Below are 19,076 nucleotides of genomic sequence, written 5' to 3' on the forward strand. Positions count from 1 at the left end.
AAAGAATTTTCGAAGATCTTTAAAGCACTATTTAATTATCAAGGTTCATTGTTTATCTCGTTGCCTCAGCAGCAACTCCTGATATATTATCACATTCGCATTCGCTTGTCAACAACTTTTTTAACTTTTTTCAAGTTCAGTTTATTGTTTTCAAACTCTCAGTTCATGTATACCAGCCGTTCTCACAGCCAGCTCGATTATATTATCACCTGGTACAATAAATGTCAACTGCTTTTTTTATTTTTTTGAAAATACTTTTCTACGGGTGCAGAACCAGTACAATTCCAATGAGCAGAATCGGGTTGTTCTCATAGATCAGATTCAGTACCATGCTCCCATGTACAAACTCATAGATCTGGCTTCCCCACGGTGTCATACTGAACACTGCCACCACCAGCATCAGAAGCCAAAGTACCAGCAGCTGCTGAAGCAGTCCAAAAGCTGCTCCTGCAATACGGTTCAGGAAACTGATTCCTGGAACCCTGCTCACAAATTCCAAAGAAAAGATCAGCGTCTTCAGGAGGAGTTTTACTGTCAGATAGGTAACTACCACCGAAAGAACTCTGGACGCCATCACATACATATATTTTTCCGCCTCGTCTCCAAATCCGCTTAAGACGAGCAGTCTGTAGATATCACTGTCCGTTCCCAGTACATTCTCCAGAGAAAACGCTGCGGGAAGTATCCCCCGGAAAAATTCGGCCACATAAGGAGACGCCATATATACCAGCACCAGTGTCAGAATAGAGATTCCAAACAAAATTCCTTTCTTTACAAATCCTTTTCTGTAACCGTCAATAATCCCATATCCCAGAAACACAATCCCCAGGATATCGGCTGCATTTATTCCTTCCATTTCCTGTTATCACTCCTATTTCAGATGGATCTGATCCGTTCTGGACGCATGCATAACCATATACCGGATATTTCCGGAAATAGAATAGATATTGGAAATAGATTCATCAAATGTCCCTTCAAAGAACACATTTCCCGAACGATTTACCATCATGCAGTCAAAGTCATTATAAATAAGCAGATTTTCCCCCGAGAATTTCAGCATACTGTAATCAAGATCGAACTCCAGCGTGTATTCTGTATTTCCCTTGTTGTCATAGACACGCAGTTCATGTGCTTTTTCCGTTCCTTCCACAACAATACCAAGCGCATTATCTGACCAGAAGACACTCTCTATCTCCTGTTCCGTTGGAATCTCTGCAATTTTCTCCGGAATCTGTGTTCCATTATAGAGCAGAATTCCACCAGTCCCCACCGCATAGCAGTGTGTACTGTCCAGATACCGGACACTTGGAATGATCTCTCCGCTGATAATCTCCGATGCCACAAGGTTATCGGATACATTTTCCCCGACCGAGCCGAAGTTATAAAAGGCAAGGCAGCTGTTAACACTTCCATCATTCACCTGCAGAAAAGAAACCGCAAGTTTTGTCGCATCTGAACTCAGCGACATTCCCATGGGATATCCGGTATCCTGCAGCTCAAATTTTGCTTCCACCAGCTGTTCACCACTTTTATCATACACATACAGACGGGTTACATTGTCATCATCCACCAGCACTGCCAGCACTCCCTGGGATGACACTTCAATATTCCTGATCGGAAGCGAGGTCTGAATCTTTCCCTGCAGTCCGGTACTGTCAAATACCATCGCCTCTGTCCCGTTTTTTTCTGCAATTGCCACACTTTTTCCACGGACAGACACAATAGGATTCTGCATATTATAAGTCTGGCTCCAGACTGTTTTATTCTGGTTATCCACGCAGGAAATACCATCCGAACCATATTTCAGCACATAATTCTGAAATTCCGCATACTGTGTATTCATGGTATCTGAACGCTCATAGCTGAGCACCACTTCGTAGCCTGAAAACACTCTGTGTGTCAGATACGATCGGATGCCCAGTGCACCGATCACTATAATCGCAAAAACACCTGCCCATAAACCTGTGATTCTGAGCCGGTGTCCGCGAAGATTCTTTCTGTATTCGTCCATATCGCCGTCAACGGCGCTGTTTTTCTTCAGAAGCTGTATTGCCATCGTTTTTTTCTCTCTCCGGAAACCATTGTTTCCAGTAGTATACCATCTTCTGTCAAGGAAGTACAATGGTTTGTCCCGCATAAATTTTGTCTCCGTCTTCCAGTCCGTTGGCATCACAGATTTCCCTGACCATTGTGTCTGTCCCATACCGCTGTCTGCTGATTCTGCTGAGCGTATCACCTGTTTTCACGGTATACTGTTCCGGCTGCTGCACTGTCTGTGACAAAACTTCCTGAACCGGTTCCTCGACCGTACCGGTATCCGGAGATTCTTCTGGCAGTGTCTCCGGCTCGTCCGACTGCCCGGATGAGGATTCTTCCGCTAAATCCTGCTCTGCTGCATCCTTCTCATCCATATTATCAATAGCCTCCTGGTTTTCCTCTTCTACAGCCGTTGCCAGTTCAGTATCCCCCTCTGTATGATCCAGATTTTCCGAGATCCTGTAAATCTCATTTTCCATATTGGACATACGATCATAATTATTGACAAGGGTAACTCCGATCACAAGAATCACCATCGCCAGAAAGACACATGCCGTACCAAGAAATGTCATGGCTTTTTTCTGCGCATGATGTTCCCGTTTCTCCTGCATGACACTTCGAAAACGAAGCGCGGCACGATCCTCCAGAATTCCCTCTGGTTCAATTCCCATTCCTTTTTTCTGTCCGCTCATATACGCCTGCATTGCTTCATTTTTTTCATAATAGATATAATAGCCATTCAAAGGCGCAAGCCCGAATTCACTTTTTCCATAAAAAACTTCTTCATTTTCCAACGCATCCATCTGCAGAAATACATACTGATCTCCGGAAAAATGCCGCCCATGAATCACCTTAACTTCTTCTGTCAGCGCCAGCGGAAAGCCCGGATTAGATAAATACCACCCAACCACTTCCATTCCTTCAAACCAGTTCTGAAGCACTTCAAATATATCTCTCCACTGCTCATTTCCAAACCAGCACTTCCGTTCCTGTCCCATATCCACTTCAAATGCCCCCTGGATATAAAGCACTTCTGTTTCCGGATATCCCACAAGAATTGCTGTCTTCATGCAGGTCAGATCATCTTCCGCCAGCTGCCGAAGATATGTATAGACATAATCCTCTATCAGTATTTTTCTTCCTGCTCCAGGTTCTCCTATCTGCCGTATATTCTTCGGAAATGTTTTCATGTTTACCCTCCATCCTGCCTAATGGTAGCACGAAAGTTTCTGCTCTTTTGCCGAAACAGATACGTTTTTTTTCTATTTTATCGACAAAAAAAGACGCCGAAGCGTCTTTCTTATCTTATTATCGAAATTTGTAAATAGCAGATGCATGATAATGCTGTCCGGCATCAAATACCGGCTGCGGAAATTCCGGATGATGTATACTATCCGGAAAATACTGCATCTCCAGACAAAGCGCCTGACGGTTTCCGTAAGATACTCCATCTTTTCCCTTCTGCGGGGTAATAAAGTTTCCTGCATAAAACTGCACTCCCGGAAGATCCGTATACGCATCCATCACAATTCCGGAAGCATCATCCTCCACCTGTGCCACCTTTTCCAGATTTCCATGATTTTGCAGTACCCAGTTATGGTCATAACCACCTGTCAAAGTCAGCTGTCCAAAATCTGCATCAATTTCATCACCTACACGTTTTCCAGAACGGAGATCCATGGGAGTCCCCTCTACCTGCAGAATTCTGCCCGTCGGAATTGATCCGGCTCCGAGTTCTGTAAACGCATCTGCCTGAATCATCACCCGCTCATCACAGATAGATCCGCTGTCATGTCCATTCAGATTAAAATAACTGTGGTTTGTCACATTGATCACAGTCTTCTTATCGCTGACTCCATCATAATCAATGCGGATGGCATTATCTTCCTGCAGTGTATAGGTCACTTTTATGTCAAGATTTCCCGGGAACCCGTTTTCCCCATCTGGACTATGATAAGAAAATCTCACTGCATTTTCTTCTTCCAACAGTTCTGCATTCCAGACCGCTTTGTGAAATCCATGATCAAAATCTGTATGAAGATTATTGCCATTCTCATTTGCCGCCAGATGAACGATTGTCCCATCCAGTTCAAATTCCGCGCCGCCGATCCGGTTTGCATTCCGCCCGATAGTGGAACCGAAAAAGCAGTCATTCCCTTCGTATCCTGCTACCGAATCAAAGCCGAGTACCACATCTCGAACCCCGCCTTTTTTATCCGGAACTATCAGCTGTACCAGAATAGCCCCGAAATTGGACACTGCTGCCTTCATCCCATTTTTATTACTAATAGTATACAGAAATGTCTCTTTTCCGTCTTTTGTAACCCCGAAACTTTTTTTTGAAATACTCACCGTTTTCCCCTCCTTACAGTTCCACGCGGCCTTCCAGTGCACGGAGCAATGTTACCTCATCAATGTACTCCAGGTCTCCTCCTACAGGAACTCCACTGGCAATTCTGCTCACCTTGATTCCGGTCGGCTTCACCAGTTTGCTGATATACATGGCTGTTGTTTCCCCTTCCAGACTGGAATTTGTGGCAATGATCACCTCATCCACATCTTTTTCCAGTCTGTGCATCAGTTCTTTCAGCCGGATATCGGACGGACCGATTCCCAGCATGGGCGAGATTGCCCCGTGAAGCACATGATAAACACCTTCATATTTTCCCGTCTTTTCATAGGCACTCATATCCCGTGGATTTTCCACTACCATAATCACTTTATGATTCCGGTTGGGATTTGCGCAGATCGGACAGAGTTCCTGATCCGTCAGGGTCAGGCATTCTTTGCAGTAACGGATTGTTTTTCTGGCACTGACCATGGTTTCTGCCAGTTTTTCTACCCGCTCCTGCGGCATATCAATAATATGAAACGCCAGCCGCTGTGCGGTCTTGGCACCTATTCCAGGCAAAGAAGACAGCTGTTCCACCAGCTGTCCAATCTGATTACTGTAATACTCCATTAGAACGGCATTCCTCCGCCCAATCCTCCGGTCAGTTTCGCCATATTCGCTGCGGATGCTTCTTCTGCTTTTCTGAGCGCCTCATTGGTTGCTGCCATAATAAGGTCTTCCAGCATCTCCACATCGTCCGGATCAACTGCTTCCGGATCCAGTTTGACTTTAGTCACTTCTTTTTTACCGGTCACCGTCACTTCTACTGCTCCGCCGCCTGCTGCCGCTGTAAATTCCGCGCTCTCCAGTTCTTTTGCGCTCTCCTCCATCTGACGCTGCATGCGCTGTGCCTGCTTCATCAGATTACTCATATTGCCCGGCATTCCTCCACCCGGGAATCCTCCTCTTCTTGCCATATTAAAAATCCTCCTATTCTGAATCTACTTCTATTTCCATATCTATAAACCCCGACAGATCTGCCACCGGCTCCTGCGGTCTCGGATCTGTATGAGGAGTATGAACCTGTACCTTCATCTGCACATGAAGTTCTTTCTCTATCATACGCTGCAGATCTTCTGAAAGCGCCTGCTCGTCTACCGGCAGTTCTCTGCCGAGAATCACCTGTATTCCGGCGCCTTCCGGCAGTTCTCTCACCACCGCATCCTTCAGCTGCTGACTCTGCATGCCTCCCATTTTTCTTCGAAGCTCCTGAAATCTGTTTATAAACAGCTGAACATCTTCTGACATTGCTTCTCTCGGAAGCTTTTCCCGCTGAGCAGCCGGCATTTTCTGCGCTAAAGAATCTGTTCCGGCTGCTGCAGGCGTACATACTGCCCCCTGCTCCAATTTCTGCTCGATCTGAGAAATTCTCTGCAGCAGAGAATCGTAGTTTTTCTCCATGGAAGGCCTGCACAGTTTGATCAGTGCAATCTCCACCAGCACACGTTTCTGCGTTGCATACCGAAGCTGCCCTGACAGTTCGGAAAATACACGAATATACCTCATCAGCGTCTCTGGGTCCGTCATGGCAGCCTCTTCCTGCATCCGTATCAGATTTTCCGCTGACACATCCAACATCTCCGCCATATGATCATCGGTACTGAGCATCAGAAGATTTCTCAAATACCAGATAAAATCTACCGTAAACTGGGAGAGTTCTCGTCCCTGTAAAATAATCTTTTCCACTTCCTGGATTACATCCGTGACTTCCTGTCTGCAAATCTTACGAAACAGACTACTGAACACATCGATATCCACGGCACCCAGGACTTCCAAGACATGCTCATAAGTAAGCTTCTGCCCCAGATAGAATGCAATACACTGATCCAGAAGACTCAATGCATCACGCATGGAACCATCCGCTGCCTTGGCAATATACGTCAGTGCCCGGTCTTCCACCTCTACTTTTTCTGTATCCATCAGTTCCCGGAGTCTGGCGGCAATCGTCTCAGTCGTAATTCTCCGGAAATCATATCTCTGACAGCGGGACAGAATCGTCACAGGAATCTTGTGCGCCTCCGTCGTTGCCAGAATGAAGATCACATAGGAAGGTGGTTCTTCCAGTGTCTTCAGAAGTGCATTGAATGCCCCGATGGAAAGCATGTGCACCTCATCAATAATATAAACTTTATATTTTCCTTCTGTCGGTGAATATGCCACTTCATCACGAATCTCACGGATATTATCCACACCATTGTTGGATGCAGCATCAATCTCAATCACATTCATGGATGCACCCGACGCAATAGCACGGCACATGGCACATTCCCCGCAGGGATTTCCGTCCACCGGATGTTCACAGTTCACTGCGCGGGCAAAGATCTTTGCAACGGTTGTCTTACCGGTACCTCTGGTACCACAGAAAAGATAGGCATGTCCGATTCTATCTGCCTCGATCTGGTTTTTCAACGTTGTTACAATATGATCCTGTCCTTTTACATCCGAAAATTCAGATGGACGGAATTTTCTGTATAATGCGGTATAAGACATCTTAATCTCCGAAACTGATGCCGATCATCTTGGCCTCTTCAATGATTCCTGAATTCGGGTCTACCATCTTAAGCTTTCCTGCCACTTCACCTAATGGCACTTTACATGTCTCCCCATTTACAATACCGACCATATATCCGTACTCCTCATCCACAATCAGTTTTGCGGCACGGGCTCCCAGCCGGGTAGAAAGTACACGGTCATACGGAACCGGCGAACCGCCTCTCTGTGTATGCCCCGGAACCGTTACTCTGACGTCTGCACCAATCTGCTCTTTGATCTGATCTGCCAGTTCATAAGATACGGATGGGTACTGATAGTTGGCCATCTTATTTTTATATTCCTTCTTGGAAAGTGCTGCATCTTCTTTAGAAATGGCACCCTCTGCAACGGCGAGAATTGTGAAGCCTTTTTTCGCCTTATTCCGCTTCTCAATTGCCTCACATACTTTATTGATATCGTACGGAATCTCCGGAATGAGAACGATATCTGCACCGCCCGCAATTCCGGCATGAAGCGTCAGCCAGCCTACTTTGTGACCCATGACTTCCACGATGAATACACGTCCATGGGAAGCTGCCGTTGTATGGATGCAGTCAATACACTCCGTTGCAATATCTACTGCACTCTGAAAACCAAAGGTCATATCTGTCCCCCAGATATCATTATCAATTGTCTTCGGAAGATGAATGACATTCAGACCTTCTTCGCTGAGCAAATTAGCTGTTTTCTGCGTTCCATTTCCACCAAGAATTACCAGGCAGTCCAGGTCCAGTCTCTTATAATTCTGTTTCATGGCTGCTACCTTATCAAGCCCGTTCTCATCTGGCGTTCTCATTGTCTTAAATGACTGTCTGGAACTTCCGAGAATCGTTCCTCCTCTTGTAAGAATTCCAGAGAAATCCCGTCCTGTCATCAGACGGTATTCATTATAAATCAGTCCCTTATATCCCTCTTCAAATCCATAAATCTCGACGTCTCCGCCCAACTCGTTATACAGTCCTTTTGCCACGCCACGCATGGTTGCATTCAACGCCTGACAGTCTCCGCCGCTCGTCAAAAGACCAACTCTCTTCATAGTCTGTTCTCCTTTATTCTTTGGATTTATTCTGATTATACCCTACGAAAAGACTTTTCACAAGAAATGCATAACAAAAAAAACTTCCCAGTTGCCTGAGAAGCCCTCTTTATCTTTTTAAATCCGTGCATCCTGCTTTGAACTGCCGACCGGTACGTTACCTGTACAGTTAACTCAGCCCAGGCACCCCTGCGGCACACAGAAGATCCCGCTTAGTGCTGCTTTGTTCCCAACCTGACACGGTTCACAGGTTCCTGTTGCGCAGGACCCGGACATCAATGCCACTTATACAGGGCAGCTTCCGACCAAACAGCCCGGGGCAGGATATCACCCCCACTAAGGCGGATTGTAGGTACAGGGCACCGCCATCTCCCCGGCTGCACGGAAAGTTTATGACAATATTCAGCTGCATCTTCAAAGATGCTTGTTCAGTATAGCCGTTTTTTATCGGTTTGTCAATTCATTTGCCTTTTTCTTCTGCCGAAGCTCCCGAAAAAAGCTGACCAGAAGTTCTGAACATTCTTCTTTTAGAACGCCCTCTTCCAGCTCTACCTGATGATTGAATGCAGGCACATGCAGAAGGTCCAGAACCGAACCGGCACATCCAGCTTTTGGATTCCGGCTTCCGATCACGACTTTGGGAATCCGTGCCTGCACAATAGCACCCGCACACATCTGACACGGTTCCAGTGTAATGTACATTACACAGTCTTCGAGCCGCCAGTCACCTACCACGCGGCTGGCTTTCCTTATAGCCTGCAATTCCGCATGGGCCAGCGTATTGAGATCTGTATTCCTTCTATTGTATCCACGGGCTATGATTTTTCCATCCCTCACAATCACGCATCCAATGGGGACTTCATTCAGCTTCCCGGCTTTTCTGGCCTGCCGGATCGCTTCCTTCATATACCGTTCCTCTTCTGTCAGCTTCATCCACGCTGCTCCTCTCACACTTTCCAAACCACGGGCATCGGATACATTTCTCCCCGCCCTTCGGATAGATCACAAAACGGCTGATATCCACCGGATAATCATCCCATTCTGCCACGTATTCTTTTCCTCCCGGTCTCTGAATCCAGACTCCCTCTGTCTGTCCGAAACGGATTCCTTTCCCCTGGATGTCATCTGAAGAAAAAGTCCCCTGCCATTCCAGTGCCCCGTTTCGATTTTTCAGCGCTCCCAAATAGATACCCACCAGCTGCTGCCTGTGTCGAAAATAAAGATACACTTTCCCGGGATCTTCTCCTGAGCGGCTATAGCATCTCAGATGTACTGCCAGCCGGCAGATCCCCCCACGGTCTTCTGCTTTCACAAAACCTGCATTTCCAAGTTTTTCTCCGCCTTCATACGCATACAGATATGCAATCTTTCTTCGATAATCCTGCATAAAATCTCCTCCCGTCCCTAGGCTTATTTTATGCAGACATGCCTCTATTTATGACTGAGCACACGATCCGTAAATTCTGCAAACTGGGCAAGACTTAACGCTTCCCCTCTCACAGTTGCGGACAATCCCATTTCTTCCAACACCGCCGCTACCATATCTTTATCAATTCCAAGTTTCGGATCATGGCTGATGCTGTTCTGGAGCGTTTTTCTTCTCTGATTGAATGACGCACGGATAATCCCGAACATGAGCGATTCATCCTTCACTTTCACTGCAGGATCTTTGTGTACATCCAGACGGATCACCGCAGATCCTACATTGGGCCGAGGCATAAAACAGTTCGGCGGCACATTTGCCACAATGTAAGGCTCCGCATAATACTGAACCGCCAGTGACAGTGCTCCATAATTCTTATTTCCCGGATCTGCCTGCATCCGGTCCGCTACTTCCTTCTGCACCATGACTGTGATGCTTTCGACCGGCACATGACTCTCAAACAGTCCCATAATAATCGGTGTGGTGATGTAATATGGAAGATTTGCAACCACCTTTACCGGCTTTCCTTCATTCATCTCATCCGCCAGTTTTTTTAAGTCCACCTTCAGTACATCTTCATTAATTACAGTTACATTATCATAGAGAGATAATGTATCCTGAAGAATCGGAATCAGTGCTTTATCGATCTCCACGGCAGCAACACCGCGCGCTGCATATGCCAGATACTGAGTCATCGTCCCGATTCCCGGTCCGATCTCCACTACAAAATCGTCCGAACCAATACCGGCTGCACTGATAATTTTATCCAGCACATGTTCGTCGATCAGAAAATTCTGTCCGAATTTTTTCTGAAATACAAATTTGTATTTCTGCAAAATTTCTATCGTATTTTTAGGATTTCCAAGTCTTGGTTCCGGTCTGCTCATACGTTCTCCTCCGAAATTCTGTAAAATCTTCTGGCATTCTCTTCCGTGATCCGGATCACTTCTTCCGGGGTCATTCCTTTCAGACGCGCCAGTTCTTCAGCCACATAATGAATATTGGTGGAATCATTTCGTTTTCCCCGGTTCGGTACCGGAGCCAGATACGGACAATCCGTCTCCAGAAGCAATCTCTCTATGGGTGCTATCTCCACCACTTCTTTTAATTTCTTCGCATTTTTAAAGGTCAGCACTCCGCCAATTCCCAGGTAGAATCCCATCTTCAGATATTCTGCAGCCATCTCCGGCGAATAAGAATAACAGTGCATCTCATAGGAAATCTCCTTCGATACTTCAGCTTTTAAAATTTCCATAGTATCGGCTGCTGCTTCCCGGCTGTGAATGACCACCGGTTTTTTCAATTCTTTTGCAAGACGGAGCTGACGAACAAACCACTCCTTTTGAATCTCTCTCTTCTCTTTATCCCAGTAATAATCGAGGCCAATCTCACCTACTGCCACGATCTTCGGCCGCATCAACTGCTCCTTCAACCAGAAAAAGGTTTCCTCATTCAGTTCCCCTACCTCATCCGGATGTACGCCCAGGGTACCATAGATAAATGGATATTTTTCAGTCAGTTCTATGGTTCTCCGGCATCCGTCGAGACTGGCTCCTGAATTTACCACAATTCCTACTCCCGCACTTTTCAGCGAAGACAACAGTTCTTCTCTGTCATCATCAAATGCATCATCATCATAATGTGCATGGGTATCAAAAATCATCTTTTTTGTCTCCTTACAATCTGTTATTCAGTATACCGATTTTAAATACACAGCGCAACATCTTTATCAGAAAGTCAAAGACCGGACTGTCAGATTTCTCCAACAGCCCGGTCTCTATGAAAAGTGAAAAAATTTGGGTTACCTTGTCTTATACGTCTTTATAAATCTGTCCTCTCTTCATAACAAAGCTGACATTTTTAAGCGTATGGATGTTTTCCAGCGGATTCTCATCAACTGCGATGATATCTGCCTGCATGCCTTCTTTCAGCATACCTTTTTTCTTCTCCACACCGCACATTTTTGCTGCATTTACAGTAACAGCTTTCAGTGCATCCATGGTAGTTGCGCCGCCTTCACATGCGAACTCCAGTTCTTTGTAAAGCAGACCGTGATTGGCATCAGTTCCTATGGTATAACGGATCTTTCCGCTCTGATAGATCTGATTCATGCACTGTCTGGAATACTCTCTTGCAGCACGGGTTTTCTGAACAGCTGCCGGCGGGCAGTACGGTTCTCTCTCCGGGTCAAGCACGATACCGGATGTCATATCAATCCATCCTTTATGTTCTTCTTCTACCAGTTTTACCTGCTCCGGAGTGATACTGTATACATGCTCGATCACATCAATACCTGCTTTTACACAGTACTCAAGTCCTTTACCTCCGATACAGTGTGCGGCAGTCTTGATATTCAGCGCCTTTGCCTCTTCCACAACGGTGCGAATCTCATCATAGGAGATGAAACACGGGATGAATTCATCCGGAGTCACAGCTGCTCCACCCGGTGTGACGAAGATTTTCAGGATATCTACTCCGTGGAACATATTTTCACGGGCGGTTCTTCTGAACTCTTCCACTCCTGAATGCGGCATACCTACATATCCATGACCGTGACGGCCCTTCATTCCGATTCCACATACCAGGAGGTCCGGTCCTGTCACTTTGTTCTCTCTGATTTTATTTCTCAGTACCACATCGATGTAATTGCGGTCTCCCAGACATCTTGCCGTGGTAACACCGGACATCAGATCGTCTTTCAGTCCATTGAGAGCCAGAAGTGTGTGCTCGCACTCACTCTGGTTCATCATATCCAGATGGCCCGGAAGTCTTGCATCCAGAGCCAGATGGTTATGACACTCGAACATACCTGGCAGAACGGTTTTGTCGCCAAGATAGACAATTGTTGCCTCTCTTCCGGATGCTTCAAACTCCTTGCGGGTTGTTATTTCTTTAATGCTCTCTTCTTCGATCAGAATGCAGGCATCATCAAGAACCTGCAGTTCTTCTCCGATCAGGGCTTTTTTTGCATAAACAGCGGTTAAAGACATGTATTCATTCTCCTTCTGGTGGTAATGATTAAGCCTGTCCTTCTTCTGCTTTCTTTTTCTTCTTCTCTTTTGCGATCTTCACCAGCGGGAATACAAAGGAGAATACAGTAAAGATAGCCAGTGCTGCTGCCAGCGGTCTTGTAAATACCATGTAGAACTGTCCTTCATACATCGTACGGGTCAGGGACAGAGATTTCTCCATGTTGGTTCCAAGAAGAAGTGCAAGCGCTACCGGTGAAATCGGGAAATCATTTCTCAACATAATGTATCCAATGATTCCTGCACCGAGCATTACGTATACGTCGAACATATTTTTATTGGTTGCAAAAGTACCAACTACTGCAAGTACTACGATAACAGTAGCCAGAATGGATTTCGGAATGACCAGAATCAGACTTCCACATTTGCAGTAGATCATACCTACGATATACATCAGAAGGTTGATCAGTGCAAAACCGATGATCATGGTGTATACGGTGTCAGCATGCTGGGTAAACAGTGTTGGGCCCGGACGAACACCATGAATAATCATTGCACCGAGGAAGATAGCTGCCGGAGCACTTCCCGGAATACCAAGGGTAAGAAGCGGGATCAGGGAGCCACCGGTAACACCGTTGTTGGCTGCCTCTGCTGCCACGATACCTTCTGCACTTCCGTTTCCGAACTGTTCCGGGTGTTTGGATGCTTTCTTAGCCTCGTTGTAGGACAGGAATGCTGCAATATCCGGTCCTGCCGCCGGTACAATACCGATCAGCACGCCAAGTACCGTGGAACGGATTGCATTAAACATATTGTGTGTAATATCTTCAATCTTCAGTTTCATGGAACCGACTTTGCCGGACTCTGCCATCTTTCCAAGCGGATCTTCCAGCATCTTGAATACTTCCGGAAGCGAGAACAGACCGATCAGCACCGGCACTACAGAGAAACCTCCGGTCAGCTGAGAAAGACCATATGTAAATCTCGGGAATCCTTCTACCGGATCCTGTCCGAAGGTTGCAAGCAGAAGACTGACAACTGCTACCATCAGGCCTTTGAACAAATTATCCTGAGACAGCATAACAACTACGGAAAGACCGAAAATTGCTACGAACATCTGCTCCGGCTGCCCTACCATCTTTGCAATCTTTGCAAGAAGAGGAGCACATACCAGAAGAGCGACGGAACTTACAAAACCACCAAAGCAGGAGGCCAGAGTTACCAGGTTGAGCGCACGTCCTGCCTCACCTTTTCTGACAAGTGCTTTACCTTCCAGCGCGGTCGGTGCGGATGCCGGTGTTCCAGGAATACCTACCAGAACGGCCGGAATAGAACCACCAAATACACCACCGCAGTACAGAGCACTTAAAAGAAGAAGTGCAGCACCCGGCTCCATAACATAAGTAAACGGTACAAAGATTGCCACTGCCATGGTTGCAGAGAATCCCGGGAGTGCTCCGAAGAGAACTCCGATAAACAGACCGCCAATGCAGACAAGAAGATTACTCAGCTGAAATACATTGGCAAAACCAATCATAATATTTTCCATAAAGCTTAATCTCCTTTCTGCCTAAAATGCGATATTGAACCAGCTTCCTCTCGGAAGAATTACGGTCAGGAAATTTGTAAATACAAAATATACAACAACAGTAAGAGCGACGGTCAATATAACCATCAATACCTTATTTTTCAGTTTCAGATAGATCAGGGAAGCAAGCATAAATACAACCGTAGATGCAATGTATCCGATCTTGTTCATAAGGAACAGATATACCACGATCATCAGGCAGTACGGAACAATAATCTTTGCCTGTTCAATCACCTGGGTTTTCTGCTTATCTTCGGATTTCAATTTTACTACACTGCTGATCAGCAGATAAAATGTCATAAGATAGGAGACAATCAGTAATACCAGCGGATATCCCTTGGACACTGCCGGAATCTGCGGAACCTGCACTGCAAGGGAAGTCAGGAATGCAAGCAGAACGATACTGATAATCATATCCGGAAAACTCTTTTTCAAAAACAGCCCCTCCTTTTAAGAACCGGGCAGTGTAGAAACTGCCCGGTGCATTCATTCACTCGTATGATAACTTTTTACTTACATATTAGCATTTGCTTCATAGTAAGCTTTTACAGATTCATGATTCTCCCAGTAGAAATCCTGGAATGCATCGTAATCTGTGTAATCAACGGTAACGCCTGCTTTGGTAGCTGCATCCTGGAATTCCGGATTCTCACATACAGTTCCAACTGCCTCTGCAAACTCTCTCATAGCTGCTTCATCAGTTCCTGCTGGTGCTACAAAACCTCTCCACATGGTGGACTCGAAGTCTTTGCCAGTCAACTCTGCGACTGTCGGGATATCCGGGCATGCATCATTTCTCTCAGCACTGGTAATAGCGATCGGCACTGCCTCTCCTGCATCAATTGCGGAAAGAGCCTCAGATACGAACGGAGTTCCGATGGTACAGTCACCATTCATGATATCGGTAATAACAGATGCGCCTCCATCATATACGAGACGTTTGTATTTAGTTCCGGTTGCCTCTTCAAACTCCAGTTTCAGGAAATCCCAGTGAGTCCATGCGCCGCCGATTCCCCACAGAGTAGTTCCATCCTGTCCTGCTGCAATCAGGCCATCCATATCCGTGATGCCAGATGCATTGGATGCAAGAATGATGTGCGGGTCAGCTGCAAATTTACATACCGGAGCGAAATCCTCTGCAGTGTACGGAACACCTTCCAGCATGATGTCTCCATTAGAGTCAGTGTTTGCAAAGTATGCATAGGTCAGTCCGTCTGGATTAGCTGTGGTCAGCTGTGCAAGACCGATACTTCCGCCGCCACCGGTTACATTGTTGATAACGATGGTGCATCCAAGCTCTTTCTCCATATAAGAGCAAATCAGACGACATGCAGTATCAGCTCCACCGCCTGCTGCCCACGGTACGATCATCTCTACCGTTTTTCCAGCATAGAAGCCATCTGCATCAGATGCAGTGTCAGCTGCTGCTGCATCATCAGATGCCTCGGTGGTCTCCTCTGCTGCCGGCTCAGCTGTGGTTGTGTCTGCTGCCGCATCCTTGGATCCACATCCAACTGCGCTGAATACAGTGATTGCAGCCATCAGTAACGCCAAACTTTTTCTTTTCATTTTTCTTTCCCTCCATGAAAAACTTTTGTTTTTTCTTGTTGCCCCTATATAGAGCAAGCCTCGTGCCAACTTGTCCAAAAACAATTCCAATTTCCTTTTGTTTTTGACAAAATGCCGAAAACTCAAGGTTTTTTCAAGTTCACAAATTCTTAACATTTTCCACAGAGGTTTTTTGCGGAATCTGAACTATTGCATTTCTTTGCATTTTGTTTTATTTTCTTTGCATATTCTTGCAACTATTGCTGTTTCTTTTTATCCAGATGCATCTTCACAAATGGGAATACAAAGGAGAATACGGTAAACAGCGCAAGTCCCAGTGTCAGTGGTCTGCTGAAAATCATATACATCTGTCCCTCATACATGGTACGGGTCAGGGACATTGCCTTTTCCATGGTCGTTCCAAGAAGAAGTGCAAGGGCAATTGGTGCAATCGGGAACTCATTTCGTATCATAATATAAGCAATCACACCAGACACAAACATCACATAAACATCGAACATATTTTTATTCGTTGCAAACGTACCTACAGATGCCAGAACAACAATGACAGTGGCAAGAACAGATTTCGGGATCAGCAGAATCAGGCTTCCACATTTGCAGTACAGCATACCAACCAGATACATCAGCAGATTAATCAGGGCAAAACCAATGATCATTGTATAAACAGAATCTGCATGTTCGGTAAACATGGTCGGACCCGGACGCATGCCATGGATAATCATAGCGCCGAGGAAAATAGCTGCAGGTGCACTTCCCGGAATTCCAAGGGTAAGAAGCGGGATCAGCGAACCACCAGTTACCGCATTATTACCACACTCAGCTGCGATAATTCCCTCATCACTTCCATTTCCAAATTCTTCTGGTGTTTTGGAAGCTTTTTTGGCTTCATTATAGCAGAGAAATGCCGCAATATCCGGTCCTGCCGCCGGAATAATACCAACGATAACACCCATAATAGTGGAACGCCATGCATTGATCCAGTTCTTTTTTATGATTCCCCTTCCGATCTTCATAGAACCAACTTTACCGGACTCTGACATTTTTCCAAACGGATCTTCCAGCATCTTAAATACTTCCGGAAGTGAGAAGATACCAATCAGTACCGGAACTACAGAAAATCCTCCGGTCAGCTGGGAAAGACCATAGGTAAATCTCGGAAATCCCTCTACCGGATCCTGTCCGAAAGTCGCAAGCAGAAGACTGACAAATGCCACCATCAATCCTTTAAAGAGATTATCCTGAGACAGCATAACGACTACAGAAAGTCCGAAAATCGCTACAAACATCTGCTCCGGCTGTCCTACCATTTTCGCAATCTTTGCAAGCAGAGGTGCGCAGATCAGAAGTGCAACAGAACTTATAAATCCGCCGAAGCAGGAACCTATCGTAACCAGATTCAACGCCTGTCCTGCTTTTCCTCTCCGCACCATTGCCTTACCTTCCAGCGCTGTCGGTGCAGATGCCGGAGTTCCAGGTATTCCAACCAGAACGGCCGGAATAGAACCACCGTATACACCGCCGCAATACAACGCACTTAGCAGAAGAAGTGCCGGACCAGGCTCCATTACATAAGTAAATGGAACAAACACCGCTACCGCCATCGTTGCGGAAAATCCTGGCAATGCACCGAACAAAACGCCAACCATCAGTCCTCCGATACAGATAAAGAGGTTGCTGAGCTGAAATACATTGGAAAATCCAATCATAATATTTTCCATAATCTATAATCCCCCTCTCTGTCGAATCAAAAACGGAACCATGCTGCCCTCGGCAGGATAACGCCAAGGAAGTTGGAAAACATCAGGTAAATCAGAATCGTCGTGACAATACTGATAATCACCATACCGATCTTACTCTTAAACTTCAGATACAGCAGGGAAACCATCATAAACACAACTGTAGAAACTACATATCCGATTCTGCTCATTAAAAATAAGTACAGTGCAATCATCACACAGTAGGGAAGGATGATTTTCGTCTGAGCAATTACTTCTGTTTCCTGCTTTTCTTCATGCTTTAACCTGCGCAGACTCTTCACCAGCAGCCAGATTCCCATCAGGTATGCGACTGCCAGAAGAAAAATCGGATATGCTCTGGATACTTTCGGAATAGCTGGAACCTGTACCGCCACAGTTGTCAAAAAAATCAGCAACACTGCTGCACAGATCACATCCGGCATACTTTTCTTCAATGTACTCCCTCCTTACATATTGGAATTTGCTTCATAGTAAGCTTTTACTGCATTATGGTTCTCCCAGTAAAAGTCCTGGAATGCATCATAATCAGTATAATCAACAGTAATTCCTGCTTTTACGGCTGCTGCCTGGAACTCCTCGTTCTCACATACGGTTCCGACTGCATCTGCAAACTCTCTCATAGCTGCCTCATCGGTTCCAACCGGAGCCACAAAGCCTCTCCACATGGTAGAATCAAATCCCTCATAGCCAAGTTCTGCGACTGTCGGAATATCCGGGCATGCATCATTTCTTTCTGCGCTGGTAATCGCAATCGGCACTGCCTCTCCCGCATCAATAGCAGTCAGTGCTTCTGATACGAACGGAGTTGCCACGGTACAGTCACCGCTCATAATATCGGTCATAACGGTTGCTCCTCCATCATATACCAGACGTTTATAATTCGTTCCGGTAGCCTCCTGAAATTCCAGTTTTACGAAATCCCAGTGAGTCCATGCTCCACCGATTCCCCACAAAGTCGTTCCATCCTGGCCTGCTGCAATCAGCCCATCCATATCCTTGATACCGGATGCATTGGAAGTCACGATGATATGCGGGTCTGCTGCAAATTTACATACCGGCGCAAAGTCTTCTGCCGTATATGGAACACCTTCCAGCATGATGTCACCGTTGGAGTCTGTATTGGCAAAATATGCATAGGAAAGACCATCCGTGTTTGCCTTTGTAAGCTGAGCCAGACCGATACTTCCGCCTCCTCCGGTTACATTATTAATAACAATGGTACATCCTAGTTCCCTCTCAATATAGGAACAAATCAGACGACATGCGGTATCTGCTCCACCTCCTGCTGCCCACGGTACAATCATCTCCACCGTCTTGCCTGCATAGAATCCATCAGCATCTGCTGCATTTGCGGTATCAGATGAATCGGCACTCTCTGATGCATCAGAAGCCGGTGTCTCTGTGGAAGCGGATGATCCGCATCCTGCCATACTCATTGCCATCATGGCTGCCATCAATAATGCAATACTTCTTTTCTTCATTTTCGTCCCTCCGTTTATGTATTTTCGGTTTCTTTTTTTGATGCCTTTCTATAGAGCAATTCAAATGCCAGTTTTTTTCACCCAAAAAACAGTCATTTTCTTCATTTTGTTCTGTAAAATCATATTTTAGTCATGAAATTTATTTGCAGAAGTTTGCATTTTCACCTATAATATTTCCATAAACTATTCAATTGCAATTTTATGCAATAAACAGTATGTGCTCTTTTGCATGTTTCTTAACTGCTCCTTAACATGGTATTTTTACCTTTTAACATAATCAAAACGGAGGTCT

19 protein-coding genes and 1 other RNA gene are annotated in these 19,076 nt (G+C 45.7%); all 20 read right to left on the reverse strand.

All coding sequences use genetic code 11. The features are described from left to right. Positions 1-259: 259 nt before the first annotated feature. Positions 260-856 (reverse strand): CvpA family protein, encoded by a 597-nt coding sequence (locus LKD36_RS14330; RefSeq protein WP_118771291.1) that lies wholly within the window; start codon positions 854-856, stop codon positions 260-262. Positions 857-871: 15 nt separating this feature from the next. Further along, positions 872-2,203 (reverse strand): DUF5711 family protein, encoded by a 1,332-nt coding sequence (locus tag LKD36_RS14335; protein ID WP_308460018.1) that lies wholly within the window; start codon positions 2,201-2,203, stop codon positions 872-874. Next, positions 2,109-3,227 (reverse strand): LysM peptidoglycan-binding domain-containing protein, encoded by a 1,119-nt coding sequence (locus LKD36_RS14340; protein ID WP_308460019.1) that lies wholly within the window; start codon positions 3,225-3,227, stop codon positions 2,109-2,111. The genes LKD36_RS14335 and LKD36_RS14340 overlap by 95 nt, the downstream gene beginning before the upstream one ends. A 118-nt stretch (positions 3,228-3,345) precedes the next feature. Further along, positions 3,346-4,389, reverse strand: coding sequence for an aldose epimerase family protein (locus LKD36_RS14345; protein ID WP_308460020.1), 1,044 nt, complete (start codon positions 4,387-4,389; stop codon positions 3,346-3,348). Positions 4,390-4,402: 13 nt separating this feature from the next. Continuing rightward, on the reverse strand, positions 4,403-4,999 hold the full coding sequence (gene recR, locus LKD36_RS14350) for a recombination mediator RecR (protein WP_118771287.1): 597 nt from the start codon (positions 4,997-4,999) through the stop codon (positions 4,403-4,405). Then, positions 4,999-5,346: a YbaB/EbfC family nucleoid-associated protein gene (locus tag LKD36_RS14355; RefSeq protein WP_118771286.1), complete on the reverse strand. Its 348-nt coding sequence runs from the start codon at positions 5,344-5,346 to the stop codon at positions 4,999-5,001. The genes recR and LKD36_RS14355 overlap by 1 nt, the downstream gene beginning before the upstream one ends. Before the next feature lie 13 nt (positions 5,347-5,359). Continuing rightward, positions 5,360-6,919: a DNA polymerase III subunit gamma/tau gene (gene dnaX, locus LKD36_RS14360; protein WP_308460021.1), complete on the reverse strand. Its 1,560-nt coding sequence runs from the start codon at positions 6,917-6,919 to the stop codon at positions 5,360-5,362. Position 6,920: 1 nt separating this feature from the next. Continuing rightward, a complete protein-coding gene (locus tag LKD36_RS14365; protein WP_118771284.1) occupies positions 6,921-7,997 on the reverse strand; it encodes a 6-phosphofructokinase in 1,077 nt (358 codons plus the stop codon). Positions 7,998-8,120: 123 nt separating this feature from the next. Continuing rightward, an RNA gene (gene ffs / locus LKD36_RS14370) (signal recognition particle sRNA large type) lies at positions 8,121-8,382 on the reverse strand. Between the two features lie 59 nt (positions 8,383-8,441). After that, a complete protein-coding gene (gene tadA / locus LKD36_RS14375) occupies positions 8,442-8,930 on the reverse strand; it encodes a tRNA adenosine(34) deaminase TadA (protein ID WP_331465246.1) in 489 nt (162 codons plus the stop codon). Continuing rightward, positions 8,857-9,384: a hypothetical protein gene (locus LKD36_RS14380; RefSeq protein ID WP_308460022.1), complete on the reverse strand. Its 528-nt coding sequence runs from the start codon at positions 9,382-9,384 to the stop codon at positions 8,857-8,859. Before LKD36_RS14380 ends, tadA begins: the two co-directional genes overlap by 74 nt. 44 nt (positions 9,385-9,428) lie before the next feature. After that, positions 9,429-10,307: a 16S rRNA (adenine(1518)-N(6)/adenine(1519)-N(6))-dimethyltransferase RsmA gene (rsmA, locus tag LKD36_RS14385; RefSeq protein ID WP_308460023.1), complete on the reverse strand. Its 879-nt coding sequence runs from the start codon at positions 10,305-10,307 to the stop codon at positions 9,429-9,431. Further along, positions 10,304-11,083 carry a TatD family hydrolase gene (locus tag LKD36_RS14390; RefSeq protein WP_308460024.1) on the reverse strand — a complete coding sequence of 260 codons (780 nt, stop codon included), beginning with the start codon at positions 11,081-11,083 and terminating at the stop codon, positions 10,304-10,306. The genes rsmA and LKD36_RS14390 overlap by 4 nt, the downstream gene beginning before the upstream one ends. A gap of 148 nt (positions 11,084-11,231) precedes the next feature. Beyond that, positions 11,232-12,410, reverse strand: a complete 1,179-nt coding sequence (locus LKD36_RS14395; RefSeq protein ID WP_308460025.1) for an amidohydrolase family protein — start codon at positions 12,408-12,410, stop codon at positions 11,232-11,234. A 28-nt stretch (positions 12,411-12,438) separates the two neighbouring features. Continuing rightward, positions 12,439-13,938 (reverse strand): tripartite tricarboxylate transporter permease, encoded by a 1,500-nt coding sequence (locus LKD36_RS14400; RefSeq protein WP_308460026.1) that lies wholly within the window; start codon positions 13,936-13,938, stop codon positions 12,439-12,441. Positions 13,939-13,959: 21 nt separating this feature from the next. Further along, positions 13,960-14,412 (reverse strand): tripartite tricarboxylate transporter TctB family protein, encoded by a 453-nt coding sequence (locus LKD36_RS14405; protein ID WP_118771278.1) that lies wholly within the window; start codon positions 14,410-14,412, stop codon positions 13,960-13,962. Between the two features lie 78 nt (positions 14,413-14,490). Beyond that, on the reverse strand, positions 14,491-15,546 hold the full coding sequence (locus LKD36_RS14410; protein WP_308460027.1) for a tripartite tricarboxylate transporter substrate binding protein: 1,056 nt from the start codon (positions 15,544-15,546) through the stop codon (positions 14,491-14,493). Positions 15,547-15,782: 236 nt separating this feature from the next. Next, on the reverse strand, positions 15,783-17,264 hold the full coding sequence (locus LKD36_RS14415; protein WP_308460028.1) for a tripartite tricarboxylate transporter permease: 1,482 nt from the start codon (positions 17,262-17,264) through the stop codon (positions 15,783-15,785). Between the two features lie 26 nt (positions 17,265-17,290). Then, positions 17,291-17,737, reverse strand: a complete 447-nt coding sequence (locus LKD36_RS14420; protein WP_308460029.1) for a tripartite tricarboxylate transporter TctB family protein — start codon at positions 17,735-17,737, stop codon at positions 17,291-17,293. A 12-nt stretch (positions 17,738-17,749) separates the two neighbouring features. Continuing rightward, on the reverse strand, positions 17,750-18,784 hold the full coding sequence (locus tag LKD36_RS14425; protein WP_308460030.1) for a tripartite tricarboxylate transporter substrate binding protein: 1,035 nt from the start codon (positions 18,782-18,784) through the stop codon (positions 17,750-17,752). Positions 18,785-19,076 lie beyond the last annotated feature (292 nt).

The organism is Hominiventricola filiformis (genome assembly GCF_020686965.1).
GTDB classification, from domain to species: domain Bacteria; phylum Bacillota; class Clostridia; order Lachnospirales; family Lachnospiraceae; genus Hominiventricola; species Hominiventricola filiformis.